Here is an 18,282-nt window from a genome sequence, read left to right on the forward strand (position 1 = left end):
TTGTACTGATAATAAAACTATTTTATTGTGTAGCGCGTCAGATTTTTATGGTTAATGGATGTTATTTTTTGATATCTCTCAATTATAGTCGATTTTAATAGTTTATGCGATAGGCCAAATATGCCTTATCATTAAGTTTAGCGTTTGATTACCACGAAATTCATTCACATCTAATTGATAAACAATTTTTGCATTTTTTATTGTATGGTCTGGCCACTGGTTTAAATTGACATTAAAACAGATCCCTTCAATTATCGGCCCGCCGTTTTTCGGTTCGAGTACCAATTTGAGGTGCTTCTCACCAAATAAGCGTTGTTGATGAATAATAAATTCACCATCAAATGTCGGTTCGATAAATCCTTCGCCCCAAGGTCCAGATTCTTTTAACTGTTTAGCGATTGAGTAACTAAAATCTTGATTATCAATTTCACCATCGGTTTCAATGATTTGTTCGAGTACATCTAAATCGAGTTGTTTAGTTATCAATGCTTCAAAATGTGCGCTAAATTGATCTAAATCTTTTTCTTGAATGCTTAATCCCGCTGCCATGGCATGTCCACCAAAGCTCACTAGAATATCGGGATATCTCTGATTGAGTTCATCAAGTATGTCTCGTAAGTGAATCCCCTCTATTGATCGTCCGGAACCTTTTAATAATCCATCTTCAGTAGAGGCAAAACATATAACCGGACGATAATGTTTATCTTTCAAACGCGCCGATACAATACCGATAATACCTTGATGCCACTGCGGATGATGTACAACTAATGCGTTCGGAAAAGTAGAATTTTTCTGTTCTACTTGTTCAATATAGGATAATGCTTCTTGATACATTGTTTGTTCAATCAGTTTCCGATCATGATTAAGTGTATCAAGATCGGTAGCTTGTTTAATGGCACTATCATAATCTTCACATAGCAGTAATTCCACGCTAAGCGACATACTATCCATTCGCCCAGCTGCATTTAGCCTTGGGGCTATGTAATAGGCAAGATCTGTGGAAGTTAACGTAAGTGGATCTCGTCTAGAGATAGCTAATAATGCTTTGATTCCTTCACAACAATAACCGGCTCGAATACGGCTAATGCCTTGATGAACCAATATGCGATTATTGCGGTCAAGTTTTACCACATCGGCAATCGTGCCAAGCGCAACTAAGTCCAGCAAGCTGGCAATGTTATATTCTGCTAAGTTATTGCTAACAAACCAATTCTCTTTACGTAGCTTTGCCCTTAACGCTAACATAAAATAAAAAGCCACACCGACACCGGCTAAGTTTTTTGAAGGAAAAGTGCAGTTTGGCAAATTAGGATTGATAATCGCATCCGCCGCGGGTAGTTGTTCTGGGCATAAGTGGTGGTCGGTAATAATGACCGTTAAATTTGCTTGTTTGGCAAATTCGACCGCCTCAACAGCCGAAACCCCGTTATCAACGGTAATAATGAGATCCGCTTTTTGTAAAATTGCTTTTTTTACAACATTGATACTTAGGCCATATCCATCATCAAACCGATTTGGAATAATATAATCGATAAATTGACAACCCATTTTTTTTAACGCGGTTACTGTTAATGCGGTACTTGTTGCGCCATCAGTATCAAAGTCTCCGACAATGACGATTCTCTGATTGTTCTTCATTGCACAATAGAGAAGGTCGACAGCGGTATTAGTACCATCTAGATTATCGTAATTACATAAGTTACGAGTGCTATAGTCCAACTCTTGCATAGACGTGATTCCGCGTAATGCATAAACGCGTTGCAATAATAACGGAATATCACTTGATAATTCAGGCAACTTTTCGGGTAATTTACGGTGGATTATTTTATCTGCTTTCATATTATGAATGTTAGCGCTAATGCGCTAACATATTGTTGTATTTTAATGATTATAAATTATGTAATACTAGTTTTTAGCTTTGTTTTTTAAAATTTCAATTAATTTATTAGCGGGAACATAACCTGAAACCAGTTGCCCATCTGCTAATACTAATGCTGGTGTTCCGCTAATACCTAATTTTTTACCAACATTAAATTGTTGTGTCACATAAGGGATCATGCTGTTAGCTGGTGAAATTTTATTACCTTTATAAGCATTTTCAAAAGCGGCTTTGCGGTCAACCACACTCCAAATAGATTGCATATTTTTGCCTACTTCACTATCCGCACCAGCACGTGGGAAGGCAAAATAGTGAACTGAAATACCTGCATCTAAGTATTGGTTAATATTTTCATGTAGTAATTTACAGTAATGACATGTGTAATCGGTAAAAACTGAGATGACATATTTTTCATTCGGTGCTTGATAAACAATGGCATCTTTTTCAATTGATTTCATTAATTTTAAGTTATTGCTGTTGGCAATATTTACCGGTTCACTGCCTTCAAGATTATATATTGGTCCTTGGGTTAAAAATTTACCATCATCAGTGACGTAAAAAATACCATCTGGTGTGGTAACACTTTTTAGTCCTTTTACTGGATTATTTTCGATGGTAATTTCTTTACTGGAAAAACCTAATTTTTCCATTGTATTGGTAATATCAGCGTTAGTCGCTAATACTGAAGTTGAGATCAACGCTAAACTTAAACTGATTACTAATTTTTTCATTCAATTATCCTTAGTTTATTAAACCGCTATGCGCGAGGATGATGTTTGCTGTGCAGCTGTTTCAATCTTTCTGTTGCAACATGCGTATAAATTTGTGTAGTTGATAAACTACTATGCCCAAGTAACATTTGTACTACTCGCAAATCGGCACCATGATTAAGCAAATGGGTGGCAAAAGCGTGTCTAAGTACATGAGGTGAAAGAGCTTCAATATTAATGCCCGTTAGTATGGCATAATATTTTATTCTATGCCAGAACGTCTGTCGTGTCATTTTTTTACCTAATCGACTTGGGAAAACTACATCGACAGGCCCGCTTTTTAGAAGGTCACTACGCGCATATTTGAAATAGTATTCCAGCCAATATATAGCCTCTTCCCCCAGAGGAACTAAACGCTCCTTATTTCCTTTACCCACAACTCTTACAACACCTTGCCTAAGGCTCACATCACTAATTTCTAAATTAACTAACTCCGAAACCCGTAATCCTGTCGCATAAAGTACTTCTAACATGGCTTTGTCGCGTAGTTCAATTGGATCATCGATATTTGGCGATTCAAGTAGCGCATCAACCTGTAATTCGGTTAAATCCTTAGGTAGTTTTTTGGGTAACTTTGGCGAGGATAATATAGCTGATGGATCATCAGTGCGATAATTTTCTTGATATAAGTACTGGAAAAAACGTTTAGTCGCACTCAGTAAACGAGCTGAGCTACTTGCTTTATAACCATCTTTAACACGTTGTAATAAAAATTCTTGTAAGTTAGTTGATTGTGCCGTAAGGAAATTAACTTGTTGTGCTTGCAGTGATTGGCTTAATGCGAATAGATCGAGTTTATAAGATTCGATAGTATTTTCCGCAAGATTTCGCTCTAACCAGATTGAATCTAAAAATTGTTCAATTAGTATTTTATTTTTCGGTGATATATCTTTATCAGACATTAAAGGCCAACTCTTTTTTCAACACTTTTTAATATTATATACTAACTGAGAATAACTTGTCGTTGTTACATGACTATCGCAATAGAAACGCATACATGTTGCAACGTTGAGTTAATGAACAAATTAAATAACAATTAATTTTAGTTTATGTTGGAATAATATTTTGTATCTTTTCTATCGCCTACTATATACTGAATTATCGGTTATTTTTTTTGATAAGCTATGTTAAAACGAAATATTAATCTTTTCATTGCGTTATACGCTTTTTTGGTTATTGGTCTTGAAACTTATATTTATTGGCATACTCAGCTTAGACCATGGCAACCCATCACCCCAATTGGGCGAATAATATTTTACTACAGTTTTTTTACGGTACTTTCTAATCTGATGTTAGCATTTAGCTGCTTATGGTTAACTTTTAATCCGAACTGTAATCGATATTGTTTTAAGGTAATACGATTGAATGGTCTAGTCGGCGTGATTATAACAGCGATAGTCTATAACTTAATTCTAAGGGGAATTCATAAGCCACCTAATACCTTATTACTGTTTGCCAATGAAAGTTTACATGTGATTCTCCCTGTCCTTGGGATATTAAGCTGGTTAGTTTGGGGACCATTTCGACGTATTCATTTTAATGTCATTGTTGGATCGTTTTTGTCGATGTTAATTTATGGTATTTATATCTTTATACGAGGTTATATTACTCAGCAATATCCATATCCATTTATTAATGTAGTAAAGATCGGATATGTTAAAGCGCTATATGCTGCTGGTTCGGTTTTTGTGCTGTTTTTAGGCTTGGCTCTTTTGTTATGGGTCATTGATTGCTTTAGGAGACGAATATGAAATTGTATATCTATGAACACTGTCCTTTTTGTGTACGGGCAAGAATGATTTTTGGGTTAAAAAATATTCCTGTTGAGCAACAGGTTTTTTTAAGTGACGATGCTAAATCACCAGAAAGCATGATTGGTGAAAAAATGGTACCTATCTTACAAAAAGAAGATGGTAGTTATATGCCAGAAAGTCTGGATATTGTTGCTTATGTGGACAGTAATTATGGTGGCAGAGCTATTTTAATTGGGCCTAAAAATCCAAAAATTGCCGAATTAATAAGACAACTTCAACAATATGATTATAAGTTAGAGTGTCCTCGTTATATAAAACTTGGTTTAGCTGAATTTGCTACTCAAGCTGCTATTGATAATTTTGTCACTAACAAGAGTAAAAAGTTGGGAGCGTTTGACGATTGCCTCGCTCAAACTGATTCATTAATAGCTAAGGTATCGGATTTATTAAATCAGCTAGAGCCATTAGTGGTGTCTTCTAATGCATGTAATGGAACGTTATCTTGGGATGATATTTGCTTGTTTCCTATACTGCGCAATTTAACTTGTGTTAAAGGACTTAAATTCCCAGCTAAAATCAAAGACTATTTACAATCAATGTCTGAAAAAAGTAAGGTTGATTTATTTTTCGATAAAGCCGTCTAATTGCAGATAGGTGTAGTTGCAGATAGCTGTAGAAGTATGGACTGGTGAATCGCTGATAATCTATAGGTGATTAAATAAAAGAGTACAACTAAAATAGGAAAAAAAACGCTGTACTCTTTTTTCTTAATAAACTTTGGTTATTAATTAAAATAACTAATTACTTAATACCGGATCAATAATTTCAATCTTATCTTTACCACCGTACACATCATACCACGGTGTTGCATATTGTTTTAGAATTTTATTTAGTTGTTCAACATTTTCACGGCCAGTCGAATCAAGCCAAAGTTTTAAGCCATCTTTACCACCTTTAGCATAGGCTGCTACACCTTCAAACCATGTTGCCCGACCACCTAAAATACCACTGTATTTAGCACCATGTTCACCAGCAAAGATAAGTTCTTGATGGAAAGTTTTGGTTGGTACGCCAGCACTTAGATAGATAAATGGACGAGTGGCCGCATCACTAGCTTGTTTAAAATAATCAGCCGCTTGTTTTTGTGAATATACCGCAGGATTATTATCGTTAAATCCTTCAACATTTTTAAATAGCACTGGCACTTCTACTTTTAAGATATCGATGTAATAGTGATCTTTAGTGAATTCTTCAATGGTTTTGATCACTTTTTGTGGTTTAATTTTGGCAAATTCCGGACTTTTATCGTCAGTAATCGCATTATCATAGACAATCGGTTCCACAAATACCGGAATATCAGCTGCTCTTGCTTCGTTACCTAAACGCTCTAAAAAGGCATGTTTTTTATCTAAGATATCTTGCGGATCATCAGGATTATAATAAACAAGGACTTTTGCGGCATCAGCTCCTTTTTTTAATAAACGTTGAAGTGAGTCTTCAGGTAAAATATCGGGTAAACGGCCTGGGGTATTGGCATCGTAGCCGGTTTTTTCATATGACATAATTAACCCAGCATTTTTATTTTTGGCTGCCATACCTTTAAAACCAAGCTCTTCATCGAGCAAAATGGCACTAACATATTTGGTTAATTCCTGAGAAACAAGCTCTTTAAATTCATATACCATATCAATATGATAACGCTCTTGCCCAACGGCAGTTTGCATCATTTTTACCATTGAACCACGTTGATCAATTGCTAATGCTGCAATTACACCATCTTGGTTAGATAATTGTTGCATACGGGTGAATTTTCCACGAGAAATGCGTTTTGTTGCCATTTTAAAACTCTCCATTTAATAAGATTTTTTCATTTTAGGTTTTTATCTGGCCAAATATTAATCATTTAGTGCTAATTTGATTTTTATTTATTTTTAGATATTTTCTTTTAAATAACAGTTAGTTCCTGTATAGTAGTGCGGATCATTAGACTGTTTGTAAACAATTATTTACAAGGATGATTATGTCAAATTTAGCAATTTCCTCAAATGTGCGAACATTAACTCATCAGGATTATAAAACGTTAGCGCTTTCTGCATTAGGTGGTGCATTGGAGTTTTATGATTTTATTATATTTGTCTTTTTTTCAATAACAATTAGCCATCTGTTTTTTCCTGATGATATGCCTGCATGGTTAAGTCAAGTACAGACTTTTGGTATTTTTGCGGCTGGCTATTTGATTCGCCCTTTTGGTGGTATTGTGATGGCACATTTTGGTGATATATTTGGCCGCAAACGAATGTTTACACTGAGTATTTTGTTAATGGCGTTACCAACATTATTCATTGGTTGTTTACCTACTTATGCCAGTATCGGTATTTTTGCACCATTACTATTGTTAATGATGCGTTTATGCCAAGGTCTTGCCGTTGGCGGTGAAGTTCCGGGAGCATGGACATTTGTTGCTGAACATGTGCCTAAAAATAAAATTGGTTTAGCTTGTGGCATTTTAACCAGTGGCTTAAGTTTAGGTATTTTACTCGGTTCACTAGTATCGACAATAATGAGTAAAAGCGTCACGGCAGAGCAAATGAATGAGTGGGGCTGGCGAGTGCCATTTATTATTGGTGGTATTTTTGGTTTAATTGCGATGTATCTTCGTCGTTGGTTAAAAGAAACACCGATTTTTCTCGAAATTCAGCAACGTAAAAATCAAGAATTAGCTAAAAAATTGCCGGTGATTACTGTGCTAACCCAATATTTACCGCAAACTATTTTATCGATGTTACTAACTTGGGTGTTATCAGCCGGTATTATGGTGATAATGTTAATGACGCCAATTTTATTGCAAAAACAATTTGGTTTTTCAGCGCTTGACGCCTTGCAAGGCAATATATTAGCTATCATCGGGCTTATCATTAGTTGTACATTTTACGGCATGATGATGGATAAGTTTTCAATAGGCAAAGTACTGGTTATTGGTTGTACTATTGCCGCTATCATGATTGCTATATTTTATCTATCATTGGACAATCCGAATCTTCTGTTTATCACCTATTCATTAGCGGGTTTTAGTGTTGGGATTGTCGGTTCTTTTGCCTATTTTATGGTTAAAGTATTCCCAACTGAGGTGCGTTATAGTGGGGTGTCGTTTTCATTTAATATGGCTTATGCCATCGCTGGGGGCTTAACGCCATTATTAATATCCTTTTTTAGTGATTTTGTTAGTAAAATGGCTCCTGCTATTTATGTTGTTGGATTATTTTTATTAGGTGCATTAATCGGACTATTTTTATTAATTAATAATAATCTCCAAAAATATGTAGCAAAAGATATCTCTTAAAATCTAATCGGTAATAAAAAAGTTTGAGGAACGCAGTTTCTTACGTTCCTCAACAAGTATATTTAAGTAATTTTACTGTTTTTTACCTAGTTCAACAGTTCGAATTACTCCCGCTCTAACACTTCGTTGTAATCCCGCTGCGAAGTCACTGTTATTCAGTTCATACAAACTATGAATGCCAACACCGGCTGGTGAGTTATTAATATCCAGTAATTGTCTTGGATGTTTTTGACTTGTTTGAAGCATACAGGCTGCACCGTGTAAATTTTCAATTGCAATGCGTTTGGCCATATCGCGCGACAAGCCAACTAAAACCCCAGCATCAACTAAAGATTCATAAAAATAATAGATATAATTAGGTCCGGCAACCGCATAACCGGTAAAAATATCAAGCAGTGATTCGTCAATATATTCAAGCTTACCAAAACTGTTGAAGAATTGTGTGACCGATCTCTGTCTTGCCACCGCCTGATCATTAACGTCGGTAGCAATACCAGAATAACCAAACCCCGTATCGGTAAGAGTATTGGGAATCGTTCTAATAACAGGAATATCAACTGTTAATGATGCTTTTATTTGGGCAATTGTCACACCAGCGATGATTGAAATGATAATGATTTTATTCGTCTTAAATTGTTGAACAATGTCACTCCATGCATCTTGCGGTCGAACCCCTAACACAATAATATCTGCATTGACGATTTTTTCAGAAGGTGTAACCCCATAAGTTAATTGTAAATAGTCTAAGCGAGACTTAACGATATCGTTTACTAATATATTTTGCGGTTTATAAACTTTGTTTTTTATTAGTGCTCTAATAATTGCTTCAGACATATGGCCGCTACCAATAAATAAAATATTACTCATACTAATAGTCCCTATTTATAATTGACTAAAGATCAAAACAACACCATATGTTTCGCTGGCAGGTACAATAAGCTTATCATTTTGTAAATTAAATCTAATATTCCCTTTTTCTAACGCTTGTTGGGTTTGTGCTAATGATTTAGTCGTTAACCCTAAAGCAACTTTACGATCTTGGTCATTATTCGCTTTGCTTAATGATGACCCAAAAAGACGCTCTGTTGCGCTTGGTGTAAGGTAATCAATATATTTGTCATCCGCTTTTAGGCGTACTCCTCCGTCAATATCGATAATTTTTGCTGATGGGAAGGTGTTTTCCAGTAATTTGATTGAGGCGTGGGGATTTTGCGCCTCAATAATGACCTGATTAATATTGATAACACCATTGGGATGCGCTTGCCACTCTTTACGCCAAACGAGTTCGGGAGTGAGTTGGTCGCAAAAAAAGATCTGTCCATTTGGTGTATAGGAAGGATCTAATCTAACGGTTCTAAAACGTGCTTCAGGTTTTGTACCATCATTTAATTCGACAGGTCTAAAAAAGGATCGAGGACCGTCACCCTCAACTTTTATGCCATTGTTAACTAGATGTTGGTAGAGTTCATTGGCATTTTTGGTTTTGAACACCAGTCCAGTTAGCCCATCAGCAAAACGCCAACTTTTATCCACTTTATCCGCATTTTTGGGCTCGAAACCCAAAAGCTCAAGATAGGTAGTGGTAAATATTGCTAAATTGTTACTGGTTCCAAGTGAATGGTGTCCACGAGGCGTTGTTGTGAACCCCAATTTTTGATATTGAGCATTTGCTTTATCGAGCTGATCGGATACGGTTATTACAACATGATCAATTTGTGGAATAAGTGTTGTCATTATATTCACTCCTTAAATATGAATAGCGGGAGACATGTCAATTAATCGATGTGGATTCCATCCTTTGCCTGGAACCGCATCAAGAAGATCTTTAGTGTAAGGCGCAGTCGGATTTAGAAAGACTTGAGAGGCAATACCTTGCTCAACGATTTTGCCTGATTTCATTACAATAATATGATCACAAATTTGTGCCGCCACTCGCAGATCATGGGTAATAAATAAAACCGTTAAACCGAGCTGTTTACGTAGTTGGGTTAGTAGTTCGAGAACTTGTGCTTGCACTGAAACATCCAGAGCTGATACTGGCTCATCAGCAATCAATATTTTCGGCTCTAATGCTAATGCTCGAGCAAGGCCAATTCGTTGTCTTTGTCCACCCGAGAATTCATGAGGATAACGGTTTAACGCCTCACTTTCTAATCCCACCATGTTGAATAACGCTTTTGCTTTCTCGATAGCTTGTTGTTTCGTTATTCCGTGAAGTATTGGTCCGATAGTCACTTGATCGCCGACTTTTCGCCGTGGGTTTAATGACGCATAAGGATCCTGAAAGACCATCTGAATATGGCGTGAATAGTGTTTAAGTTTTTTCCCTTTTAATTGGGCTATATCGACATTTTCAAAGTTGATTTGCCCGCTGTCTATTTCTAATAATTTAATAATGCATCTGGCTAATGTTGATTTGCCTGAACCGCTCTCTCCTACAATACCTAAAGTGCTACCTCTATGTAGTTTGAAACTCACATTATCAACTGCATAGGTCGTTCGTCGATTTTGCTTGAAAAAACTATGGTTATGATAGGTTTTTGATAGGTTGTTTACTTCAAGAATAATCTCTTTGTTAATCCGACGAACATCACCGGGAGTAAGGGGAGGCACTGCGGCTATTAACGCTTGAGTATAAGGATGTGTTGGCGCGTTTAATACTTCATTAGCAAAACCCTGTTCGACTAGCTTTCCTTGTTGCATTACCGCAATGCGAGTGGCGATATCGGCAACCACACCAAAATCGTGAGTAATAAATAATACCGCAGTACCTTTACGTGATTGTAGTTCGCGAATCAGTGCTAAAATACAAGCTTGAGTTGTCACATCTAAAGCTGTTGTTGGTTCATCAGCAATTAAAATAGCGGGTTCTAATGCCAACGCCATGGCAATCATGGCGCGTTGACGTTGACCGCCAGAAAGTTGATGCGGATAAGCTTTAGCCACCGATAAAGGATTTGGCATTTGTACATCCGTTAATAATGAAATAACTTTTTGGTTAATCTCTTGTTTACTCAATTTAGTGTGTATTGTGAACATTTCACTAATTTGCTTGCCAATGGTTTTTAATGGATTGAGTGCCGTCATAGGATCTTGAAAAACCATACCAATATGGGCACCACGAATTTTACGCATTTGTTCCTCATTGTAAGTGAGTAAGTTGTCACCATTGAAATCGATCTCACCTTGAGATGCTGTAACACCATCAGGTAGTAATCCCATTATTGCATTAGACAATAAAGATTTACCCGAACCACTTTCACCAACAATACATAAGATTTCATTAGCATAGAGATCGAGTGATACATCATTAACCGCATATTTTCGATCGGCACCCTGAGGTAAAGTTATAGTTAAATTTTTAATAGATAGTCTTTTTCGATTCATCGTTTTTTTAACCTCGGATTGAGTGCATCGTTTATTCCTTGACCCACTAATGAAGCCGATAAAACGGTTAATAATATTGCGATGCCCGGAATAGCTGAAACAAACCATTGTTGGCGTAATACTAACCGACCATTGCCAACAAGATTTCCCCATGATGAGATATTGGGGTCGGAAAGATTCAAAAAGGCCAACGCGCTTTCCATTAATATCGCGGTTGATAAAATAACACTGGCATACATAATTACTGGTGGTAGTGCATTAGGTAAGATCTCTTTAAACATCAATCTTGTTGAGCTCATTCCTATGGTTTTTCCTGCCTGTACAAATTCACGATTGCGTAATGATAAAAATTCGGCTCGTGTTAATCTGGCAACTGGTGGCCAAGAGACCACACCAATTGCAATTATTACAATATTGATCGTTGAACCAAATACTGCTACACCTACTAATAATAGTAAAAAGTTAGGTAGAATTTGGAATGCCTCTGTCAGGCGCATCAGTATGTCATCAATCCATCCACTATAAAATCCCGAGATAGCACCAATCACCACACCTATAATAATTGCGATTAGAGTAGAGACGAGACCAATAATAAGTGATACTTTTGCACCATGAAAAAGTTGTGCCGCAATATTTCGTCCCGCCTGATCGGTGCCAAGAATAAATTTAGGATTGGCGAAAGGCCATTGCAATGGTCGGCCAGCTAAGCGAAGCGGATTGCCGGGAAAAAACCAATCGGCAGTTAAAGCAATGAAAATAATTAATAGTAGTAAAATTGTGCCAACTGTTGCGATTGGACTACGGAAATAATCTTTTAATATCGCCATCTTTAATGTCCTGTAATGCGTGGATCGAGTTTTGCGTAAAGCATGTCGACAATAAAATTAATAATGATAACGAGTATTGCTGAAACAAATACGACGCCAAGTAAAGTATTTAGATCTCTTTGGACAACGGAATCATAGGCAAGACGCCCCAATCCCGGAATAGCAAAGATTGTCTCAATAACAACCGAACCACCTAACATGGTGCCAGCTTGCAAACCGATTAAAGTGATCATTGGTAACATAGCGTTACGTAGAATGTGATTAACTAATATTTTGCGACGACTCAATCCTTTTGCTTTAGCCGTTTTAACAAAGTCTAAGGTTGACACTTCAAGCAATGAAGCTCGCATAATGCGTAAATAGATAGCTAGGTAGACTAAGGCTAAGGTTGTAGTCGGTAAAATTAAATACCAAGCAATATCAACAATTGCAGCCATACCGGTTAGCGATTCGCCAATACTGCCAAATCCACTGGGTGGAAGCCAATTCAAATAAATGGAAAAAACGACAATTCCCATTAAAGCTAACCAAAATGATGGTGTGGAGTAAAATATAAGTCCTAATATTGAAATTAATGTATCTGGCCAACGGTTCACTTTTTGGGCGGATAAAATGCCAAGAATTGTTCCAAAGGTAAATGCTAATAGCATAGCGCAACCCATTAATAATAATGTGGCCGGTAAACGTTCTAAAATCATATGACTTACTGGCTTGTTATATATGGCTGACTGCCCTAAATCCAGATGAATTAATCGCCATAAATAGTTAATTAATCTTGAACTTGTTGATTGATCAAGTTCATAATGATGGCGCATTTCATCAATAACACTTGACTCAGCGCCACCGATTTGGGCAAGCAAAGCATCGACTGTATCGCCAGGTGCCAATTGTAATAATAAAAATAGCGCTATTAGAATGATCACCAGTGCTGGAATGGTGGTTAATAGTCGTCTAAATGCTAGAGTGAGAATATGCAACATCATTTCACCTTAACTTAGTGCTCTATCCATACATCAAACCAGCTACTTGATGGCCAACGCGCAGTATTATGATGATTGTGAACTTTGGTATTAACCACAGAGATAAATTCACGTTCTGTAGCAAACCAGAGAGGTAGTTCGCGATTAACAATATCCACTAATTGAACATAAAGCGCTTTACGTTTGACTGGATCTATTTCGGTAGCGGCATTATCGATTAATTGGTCAACGGTTTCTGATTTCCAGCCATATTGATTTGTCCAAGGAGCACCATCAGGGCTACCAGAACGTAACCAAACAGTTGTCGATACAGCAGGATCGCCTCTATATTGGTGCCAACCCGTTGCAATATCAAAATCGTGAGCTTTATAAACGGCATTCAACGCACCAGCAGTGTCAAGATTAACGATAACTACATTAATGCCGACTTCCGCTAAAGATTGTTGGATGAAAGTTGCAAAGAGAGGTACATCTTCACCGTTATTGATGTGGACTAATTTTAAGTTGAAACGTATACCATCAGCTTTTCGTTGATAACCTGCTTCATCTAATAATTGTTCAGCTTTTTCTCTATCAAAAGGGTAAATAATTTTACTGTCCTTAGGATAAAAAACGTTTGAGGATGGAATAATACCGGTTGCTGGTTTGCCAAATCCATATAAAAAGTCATCAGTAAAAAATGGAATATCGAGTGATTGAACAATTGCTTTACGGACATTCAAGTTAGCAATGATTGGATTGCGGAAGTTAAATTCTAAGGTATTATTGAAAATATTAGCTTGAGAACCTTTTGTTAATACTTCGAATTTTGCGTTCTGCTTGAATCGATTAATATCGGCAAGGCTGAGTTTTGAGTAACTACTTAAATCAATTTGTCCACTTTCAAGCGCCGCTGACGCTGAAGAATTATCGTCAATAATGCGCCAGATTATTTTATCCAAATAAGGGTAGCCTTTTCGCCAATAGTCTGGATTACGTTCAACGATAATATGTTGTCCCCGTTGATATTCAACGAACTTGAATGGTCCAGTGCCAACAGGCGCTGTGTTATAAGGATTATTTAATACATCGGTTCCTTCATATAAATGTTTGGGAACCACATAACCTAGATCAACTAAGGCTCTTAATAGTAAATCTAAGGGCATTGGTCGAGAATAGTTGAAGACTACGGTGTAGTCATCAGGCGTATCGACAGAAGTTAGGTTAAGTTGTAATGCTGTTGAAAAATTTAATCTTTTTTTCCAAAATTCAAGTGCATTATATTTAACATCTTGTGATGTGAATGGTTTACCGTCATGCCATTTAACCCCTTCACGTAATTTAAACGTTATTGTTTTTCCATCTGCTGATGATGTCCATGAAGTAGCCAGCACTGGAACAACTTGACTATCTGCATCAAGATCGACTAATGATTCAACTACTTTTCCCGAAACCTCATAAACACCAGTTGAGGCTCGTAACGCTGGGTTGAGCACTCTTTGTTCTCCGGAATAATGAACGACTAATGTTCCACCGCGTTGGGGTGTTTTTTCATCAGCCATTGAATAAAAGGGCAACAAAATTGAGAGTAGTCCTATAATAAATATTTGTTTGATATTAAATGAATTCATGTGTGCTCCTTACAATTATTGCCACCACATTTTAGATATTTATAAATATTGAAAATATTTAAGCGTTAACTATAAAAATTTTTGGTAAAGATGAGAAATGCCGATATCGCATATTTATATTACTTTTAGTTATATATTTAGTTATATATTTAGTTATGAGGTTAATTGGTGGCTCCTTACAACTATTAATTATCTGTTTTTTACTTGTTGTTGAAATTTAATAACTACGAATAGGGAGAAAATGAAAAATAATTCTCATTTTTATTGATAAATGTGAAATAACGCATATTTTTTCTCAATAAATAGGCTAAAATAGCATCAGCTGTATTTTTAAATTGTCATTATTTTAGGAGAAACAGATGAAAGCTGCAGTTATTAGACAAGAATGCGATGGTCAAGTCGAAATTAAAGATATTCCTGTTCGTCCATTAGAGGCTGGGGAAGCTTTAGTTGAGGTTGAATATTGTGGGTTGTGTCATACCGATCTTCATGTTGCAGCGGGAGATTTCGGTAAAAAACCTGGCCGAGTAATTGGTCATGAAGGTGTGGGGATTGTGACTAAAATTGCCCCTGATGTAAAAAGCTTAAAAGTTGGTGATCGTGTTAGTATCGCGTGGTTCCATGCTGGTTGTGGTACTTGTGAATATTGTATTTCTGGTAACGAAACATTTTGTCGTAGTGCATTAAATTCGGGTTATAGCGTTGATGGTGGTATGGCTGAGCAATGTATTGTTAAAGCTGATTATGCGGTAAAAGTGCCAGATGGCTTAGATCCAGCTCAAGCCACCAGTGTGACTTGTGCTGGGGTAACCACTTATAAAGGCATTAAAGTCGCTGACACTAAACCGGGTCAATGGCTAGCAGTATTTGGTATTGGTGGACTAGGTACCTTGGCTATCGAATATGGTAAAAATGTTTTTAACAATAAAGTGGTAGCAATTAGTAACAGTGATAGCCAGTTAGAGTTATGTAAAAAACTGGGTGCTGATTTAGTGGTTAATCCTAAAAAAGTAGCTGATGTCGGTGCCTATATTAAAGAGCATACTGGTGGTGGCGTTCATGGTGCAGTTGTCACTTCAGTGACTAAAACCGCATTTAATCAGGCTATTGGTTCTGTACGCCCATTAGGTCGCGTTGTTGCTTTGGGTCTACCTTCTGAAACAATGGATTTAAGTATCCCTAAAACAGTTCTAGATGGTATTCAAGTTCTCGGTTCATTAGTTGGTACTCGAGAAGATTTAGCGGAAGCATTTCGTTTTAGTGCCGAAGGTAAAGTGGTACCAATAGTTGAAAAACGTCCACTTGAAGATATCAATGATATGATTGACGAAATGAAAGCCGGTAAAATTCGTGGTCGTATGGTTATTGATATGAAAATGAAGAAAAAATAGTTATTATTAATTAACTCATTGAAAGTCAGCTTTATGCTGACTTTTTTATTAACTGTCATTACTAATCAGCAGGCTTTTTTCAGTTTAAAATTAATCTCGCTTGTGTTTTATAAATAAAACCCTATTATAGAAAAATTTTGTTTTGCTTTATTGATCAGTTTAAGAGGTTATTTATGTCTGAACACAATTTAGAGAATAATTTGCGGAAAGATCTTGGTTTAGTTTCTGCATTATCACTAGTTGTTGGAATGGTCTTAGGCGCAGGTGCATTTATGAAACCACCGGCAGTATTAGAAGTTGCTGGTGATTATAACTTTGCGTTGTTAGCTTGGATCATTGGTGGTGTTTTTTCAATTTGTGGTGGTTTAACACTATGTGAACTTGGTGTTATGTTCCCGAAAACAGGGGGCATGCTAGTTTATTTAGAGAAAATATATGGAGCTAAAGTTTCTCATCTTTATGGTTGGATGATCACCGTCCTTTTTGCGCCATCATTAGTCGGAGCCTTGGTCGGTTATTTTAGCTCAGTATTTTGTTTGTTATTTGCTATCAATGATGCCTATCGTATGGCGGTAAGTGCTGGTGTTTTGGGGTTTATTGCCTGTATTAATTCAATTGGCGTAAAGCAAGCAGGATATCTGCAAACGATTGCTACTTTTTGTAAGCTGGTCCCAATCTTGTTGTTAGCAATTTTTGGATTATGGAAAGGTAATGGGCAAGTTGCACTATTTAGTGCTAGTGGTCAAGGTATTGAAACTTATGCGCCATTTGCAGTCGCAATATTGGCAACGCTATTTGCATATGATGGCTGGGCACAAGTTGCATCGGTTGCCGGTGAAATTCGTAATCCATCAAAAGTATTACCTAAAGCAATTATTTTAGGCATAATATTTTTAGTTATTGTTTATGCTTGTATTAATATTGCGCTGTTCAAGATATTTCCGGTACAAGAAATGGTTACGCTTGGGCATGATGCATCAGCAGTTGCTTCACAGCGAATGTTTGGCCATTTAGGCGGTAATTTAGTTGCTGTTGGTATTATGGTTTCAATTCTTGGTGGTATTAATGGTTATATCATGACATTATCTCGAACCATCTTTAGTATGGGAGAGCGAGGAACCATTATTGGAGCAAAATTCTTAAGTACCATTGATGACGATAGTCGTTCACCGGTGAATGCAATTATTATCCTAGTTGTGTTTTCCTTCCTTTATTCAACCCTACTTGATGCTGATCGTTTATCTGAAATTTCGATGTTTTCTATTTGGGTATTCTATTTATTAACCTTTATTGGGGTAATTATCGCCAGAAAAAAATTTGCTGATACACCAAGACCTTATAAAGTAATTGGTTATCCAGTTATTCCTATGGTCGCTATTTTAGGTGCAGGTTATGTTATATATGGTATGTTAGTTCATCAGACTGTAAATGGGATTGCCTCAATTGTGTTAACCTTGATTGGTTTGCCTCTTTATTACTATTTTGATAATAAAAATAAACATATTGAACTTTCACTTGGTGAAGTGAAGAAATATCAATTCAAAACCAAGTATATGATTGCGATATCTTCAATTATTATTGTTTCAGGTTTAATCACCTACGGTTATTTTGCGATCAAATAATAGTTCATTTTGATTATTAACGAATTATTAATGAAAACCGACTTTATGGGGGCTCTTCACTAGGTCGGTTTTTTATCAGCAAATAATTAAACTTAATCGACAATCAAACCATAAATATTTTGATCATGAAAAGTTTCATTAATATATTCAGCTTGTTTTAGTGTACCTTCATAACTAAAACCACAACGTTTGGCTAAAGCATTACTTTTCTCATTATAAACAGTACACTTAATAACAAATCGTCTAATTATTTTTTGCATAGCATAATGCTTTATTAATGCATTGAGCGCCTCGGTCATTACTCCATTACCTTGCATTGAACCATCTAACCAATAACCGATATAAGCTGTTTTGTTATTTTTATCAATCTGATTAAAAGAGAGTAAACCAATAGCGTGACCTTTTAATAAAATGATATAGGTTTTGCTTTCATTCTGTTGATGTTTTAACCAACAGGAATCTAAAAATAGAGCGGTATCAGCTTGGTTTTTCACAAATTTAGGCCAAGCCATAAATTGGCTAAAGTTCTCCCTATTGGCTACAATAACTTCATAAATATCTGATACATATTGATTATTTGCTGGCACTAAACAAAGATGTTGATTGACATCAATCGTAGCATTTAAACTATTGGTCATTATTTATTCCTTTAAAAAACCACATTTGTTCAATGATTTTAAACCTATTAGCAAGTCATGTATATTGAATAAACTTTATTACCG

Annotated in this window: 16 protein-coding genes; 5 read left to right on the forward strand and 11 right to left on the reverse strand. The window is 36.3% G+C overall.

The window, feature by feature from the left end; genetic code table 11:
• Nucleotides 1-102: 102 nt before the first annotated feature.
• The 3 genes from recJ to xerD form a co-directional block, all read right to left on the reverse strand.
• Entirely contained in the window at nucleotides 103-1,839 is a 1,737-nt protein-coding gene (recJ, locus tag AC5LXV_RS04225) for a single-stranded-DNA-specific exonuclease RecJ (RefSeq protein ID WP_493467452.1), read from the reverse strand.
• Nucleotides 1,840-1,905: 66 nt separating this feature from the next.
• Entirely contained in the window at nucleotides 1,906-2,610 is a 705-nt protein-coding gene (gene dsbC / locus AC5LXV_RS04230) for a bifunctional protein-disulfide isomerase/oxidoreductase DsbC (protein WP_493467453.1), read from the reverse strand.
• Between the two features lie 26 nt (nucleotides 2,611-2,636).
• Nucleotides 2,637-3,551 carry a site-specific tyrosine recombinase XerD gene (xerD, locus tag AC5LXV_RS04235; protein WP_219999837.1) on the reverse strand — a complete coding sequence of 305 codons (915 nt, stop codon included), beginning with the start codon at nucleotides 3,549-3,551 and terminating at the stop codon, nucleotides 2,637-2,639.
• Nucleotides 3,552-3,773: 222 nt separating this feature from the next.
• Here xerD and AC5LXV_RS04240 point away from each other — a divergent pair, with 222 nt between their 5' ends.
• Together AC5LXV_RS04240 and grxB are read left to right on the forward strand one after the other, a co-directional pair.
• Entirely contained in the window at nucleotides 3,774-4,400 is a 627-nt protein-coding gene (locus AC5LXV_RS04240) for a Pr6Pr family membrane protein (protein ID WP_110434682.1), read from the forward strand.
• Complete coding sequence (gene grxB / locus AC5LXV_RS04245; RefSeq protein WP_493467454.1) at nucleotides 4,397-5,047, forward strand: glutaredoxin 2; 651 nt, start codon at nucleotides 4,397-4,399, stop codon at nucleotides 5,045-5,047. Before AC5LXV_RS04240 ends, grxB begins: the two co-directional genes overlap by 4 nt.
• 153 nt (nucleotides 5,048-5,200) lie before the next feature.
• Here grxB and AC5LXV_RS04250 read toward each other — a convergent pair whose 3' ends face one another.
• Complete coding sequence (locus tag AC5LXV_RS04250; RefSeq protein WP_493467455.1) at nucleotides 5,201-6,241, reverse strand: tagatose 1,6-diphosphate aldolase; 1,041 nt, start codon at nucleotides 6,239-6,241, stop codon at nucleotides 5,201-5,203.
• Nucleotides 6,242-6,423: 182 nt separating this feature from the next.
• Between AC5LXV_RS04250 and AC5LXV_RS04255 the strand changes: the two genes are divergently transcribed.
• A complete protein-coding gene (locus tag AC5LXV_RS04255) occupies nucleotides 6,424-7,743 on the forward strand; it encodes an MFS transporter (protein ID WP_493467456.1) in 1,320 nt (439 codons plus the stop codon).
• A 72-nt stretch (nucleotides 7,744-7,815) separates the two neighbouring features.
• Here AC5LXV_RS04255 and AC5LXV_RS04260 read toward each other — a convergent pair whose 3' ends face one another.
• The 6 genes from AC5LXV_RS04260 to AC5LXV_RS04285 are packed head-to-tail and all read right to left on the reverse strand — an operon-like array spanning nucleotide 7,816 to nucleotide 14,547.
• A complete protein-coding gene (locus AC5LXV_RS04260; protein ID WP_110434686.1) occupies nucleotides 7,816-8,610 on the reverse strand; it encodes a pyrroline-5-carboxylate reductase family protein in 795 nt (264 codons plus the stop codon).
• Between the two features lie 15 nt (nucleotides 8,611-8,625).
• Nucleotides 8,626-9,477, reverse strand: coding sequence for a VOC family protein (locus AC5LXV_RS04265; protein ID WP_493467457.1), 852 nt, complete (start codon nucleotides 9,475-9,477; stop codon nucleotides 8,626-8,628).
• Nucleotides 9,478-9,489: 12 nt separating this feature from the next.
• Nucleotides 9,490-11,130, reverse strand: a complete 1,641-nt coding sequence (locus tag AC5LXV_RS04270; protein WP_493445842.1) for an ABC transporter ATP-binding protein — start codon at nucleotides 11,128-11,130, stop codon at nucleotides 9,490-9,492.
• The gene (locus AC5LXV_RS04275; RefSeq protein ID WP_493467458.1) at nucleotides 11,127-11,957 is read right to left on the reverse strand and encodes an ABC transporter permease; all 831 of its coding nucleotides are present in this window, start codon (nucleotides 11,955-11,957) and stop codon (nucleotides 11,127-11,129) included. The genes AC5LXV_RS04270 and AC5LXV_RS04275 overlap by 4 nt, the downstream gene beginning before the upstream one ends.
• 2 nt (nucleotides 11,958-11,959) lie before the next feature.
• On the reverse strand, nucleotides 11,960-12,934 hold the full coding sequence (locus AC5LXV_RS04280; protein ID WP_493461226.1) for an ABC transporter permease: 975 nt from the start codon (nucleotides 12,932-12,934) through the stop codon (nucleotides 11,960-11,962).
• Between the two features lie 17 nt (nucleotides 12,935-12,951).
• On the reverse strand, nucleotides 12,952-14,547 hold the full coding sequence (locus AC5LXV_RS04285; protein ID WP_493467459.1) for an ABC transporter substrate-binding protein: 1,596 nt from the start codon (nucleotides 14,545-14,547) through the stop codon (nucleotides 12,952-12,954).
• A 359-nt stretch (nucleotides 14,548-14,906) separates the two neighbouring features.
• Here AC5LXV_RS04285 and adhP point away from each other — a divergent pair, with 359 nt between their 5' ends.
• Together adhP and AC5LXV_RS04295 are read left to right on the forward strand one after the other, a co-directional pair.
• On the forward strand, nucleotides 14,907-15,938 hold the full coding sequence (adhP, locus tag AC5LXV_RS04290) for an alcohol dehydrogenase AdhP (protein WP_110434691.1): 1,032 nt from the start codon (nucleotides 14,907-14,909) through the stop codon (nucleotides 15,936-15,938).
• Nucleotides 15,939-16,111: 173 nt separating this feature from the next.
• Entirely contained in the window at nucleotides 16,112-17,560 is a 1,449-nt protein-coding gene (locus AC5LXV_RS04295) for an APC family permease (protein ID WP_110434692.1), read from the forward strand.
• Nucleotides 17,561-17,652: 92 nt separating this feature from the next.
• Here the strand turns inward: AC5LXV_RS04295 and rimL are convergent, their stop codons facing one another.
• The gene (gene rimL / locus AC5LXV_RS04300) at nucleotides 17,653-18,198 is read right to left on the reverse strand and encodes a 50S ribosomal protein L7/L12-serine acetyltransferase (protein ID WP_493467460.1); all 546 of its coding nucleotides are present in this window, start codon (nucleotides 18,196-18,198) and stop codon (nucleotides 17,653-17,655) included.
• Nucleotides 18,199-18,282: the final 84 nt, after the last annotated feature.

The sequence above is a fragment of the Gilliamella sp. LMG 34359 genome (assembly GCF_984569085.1).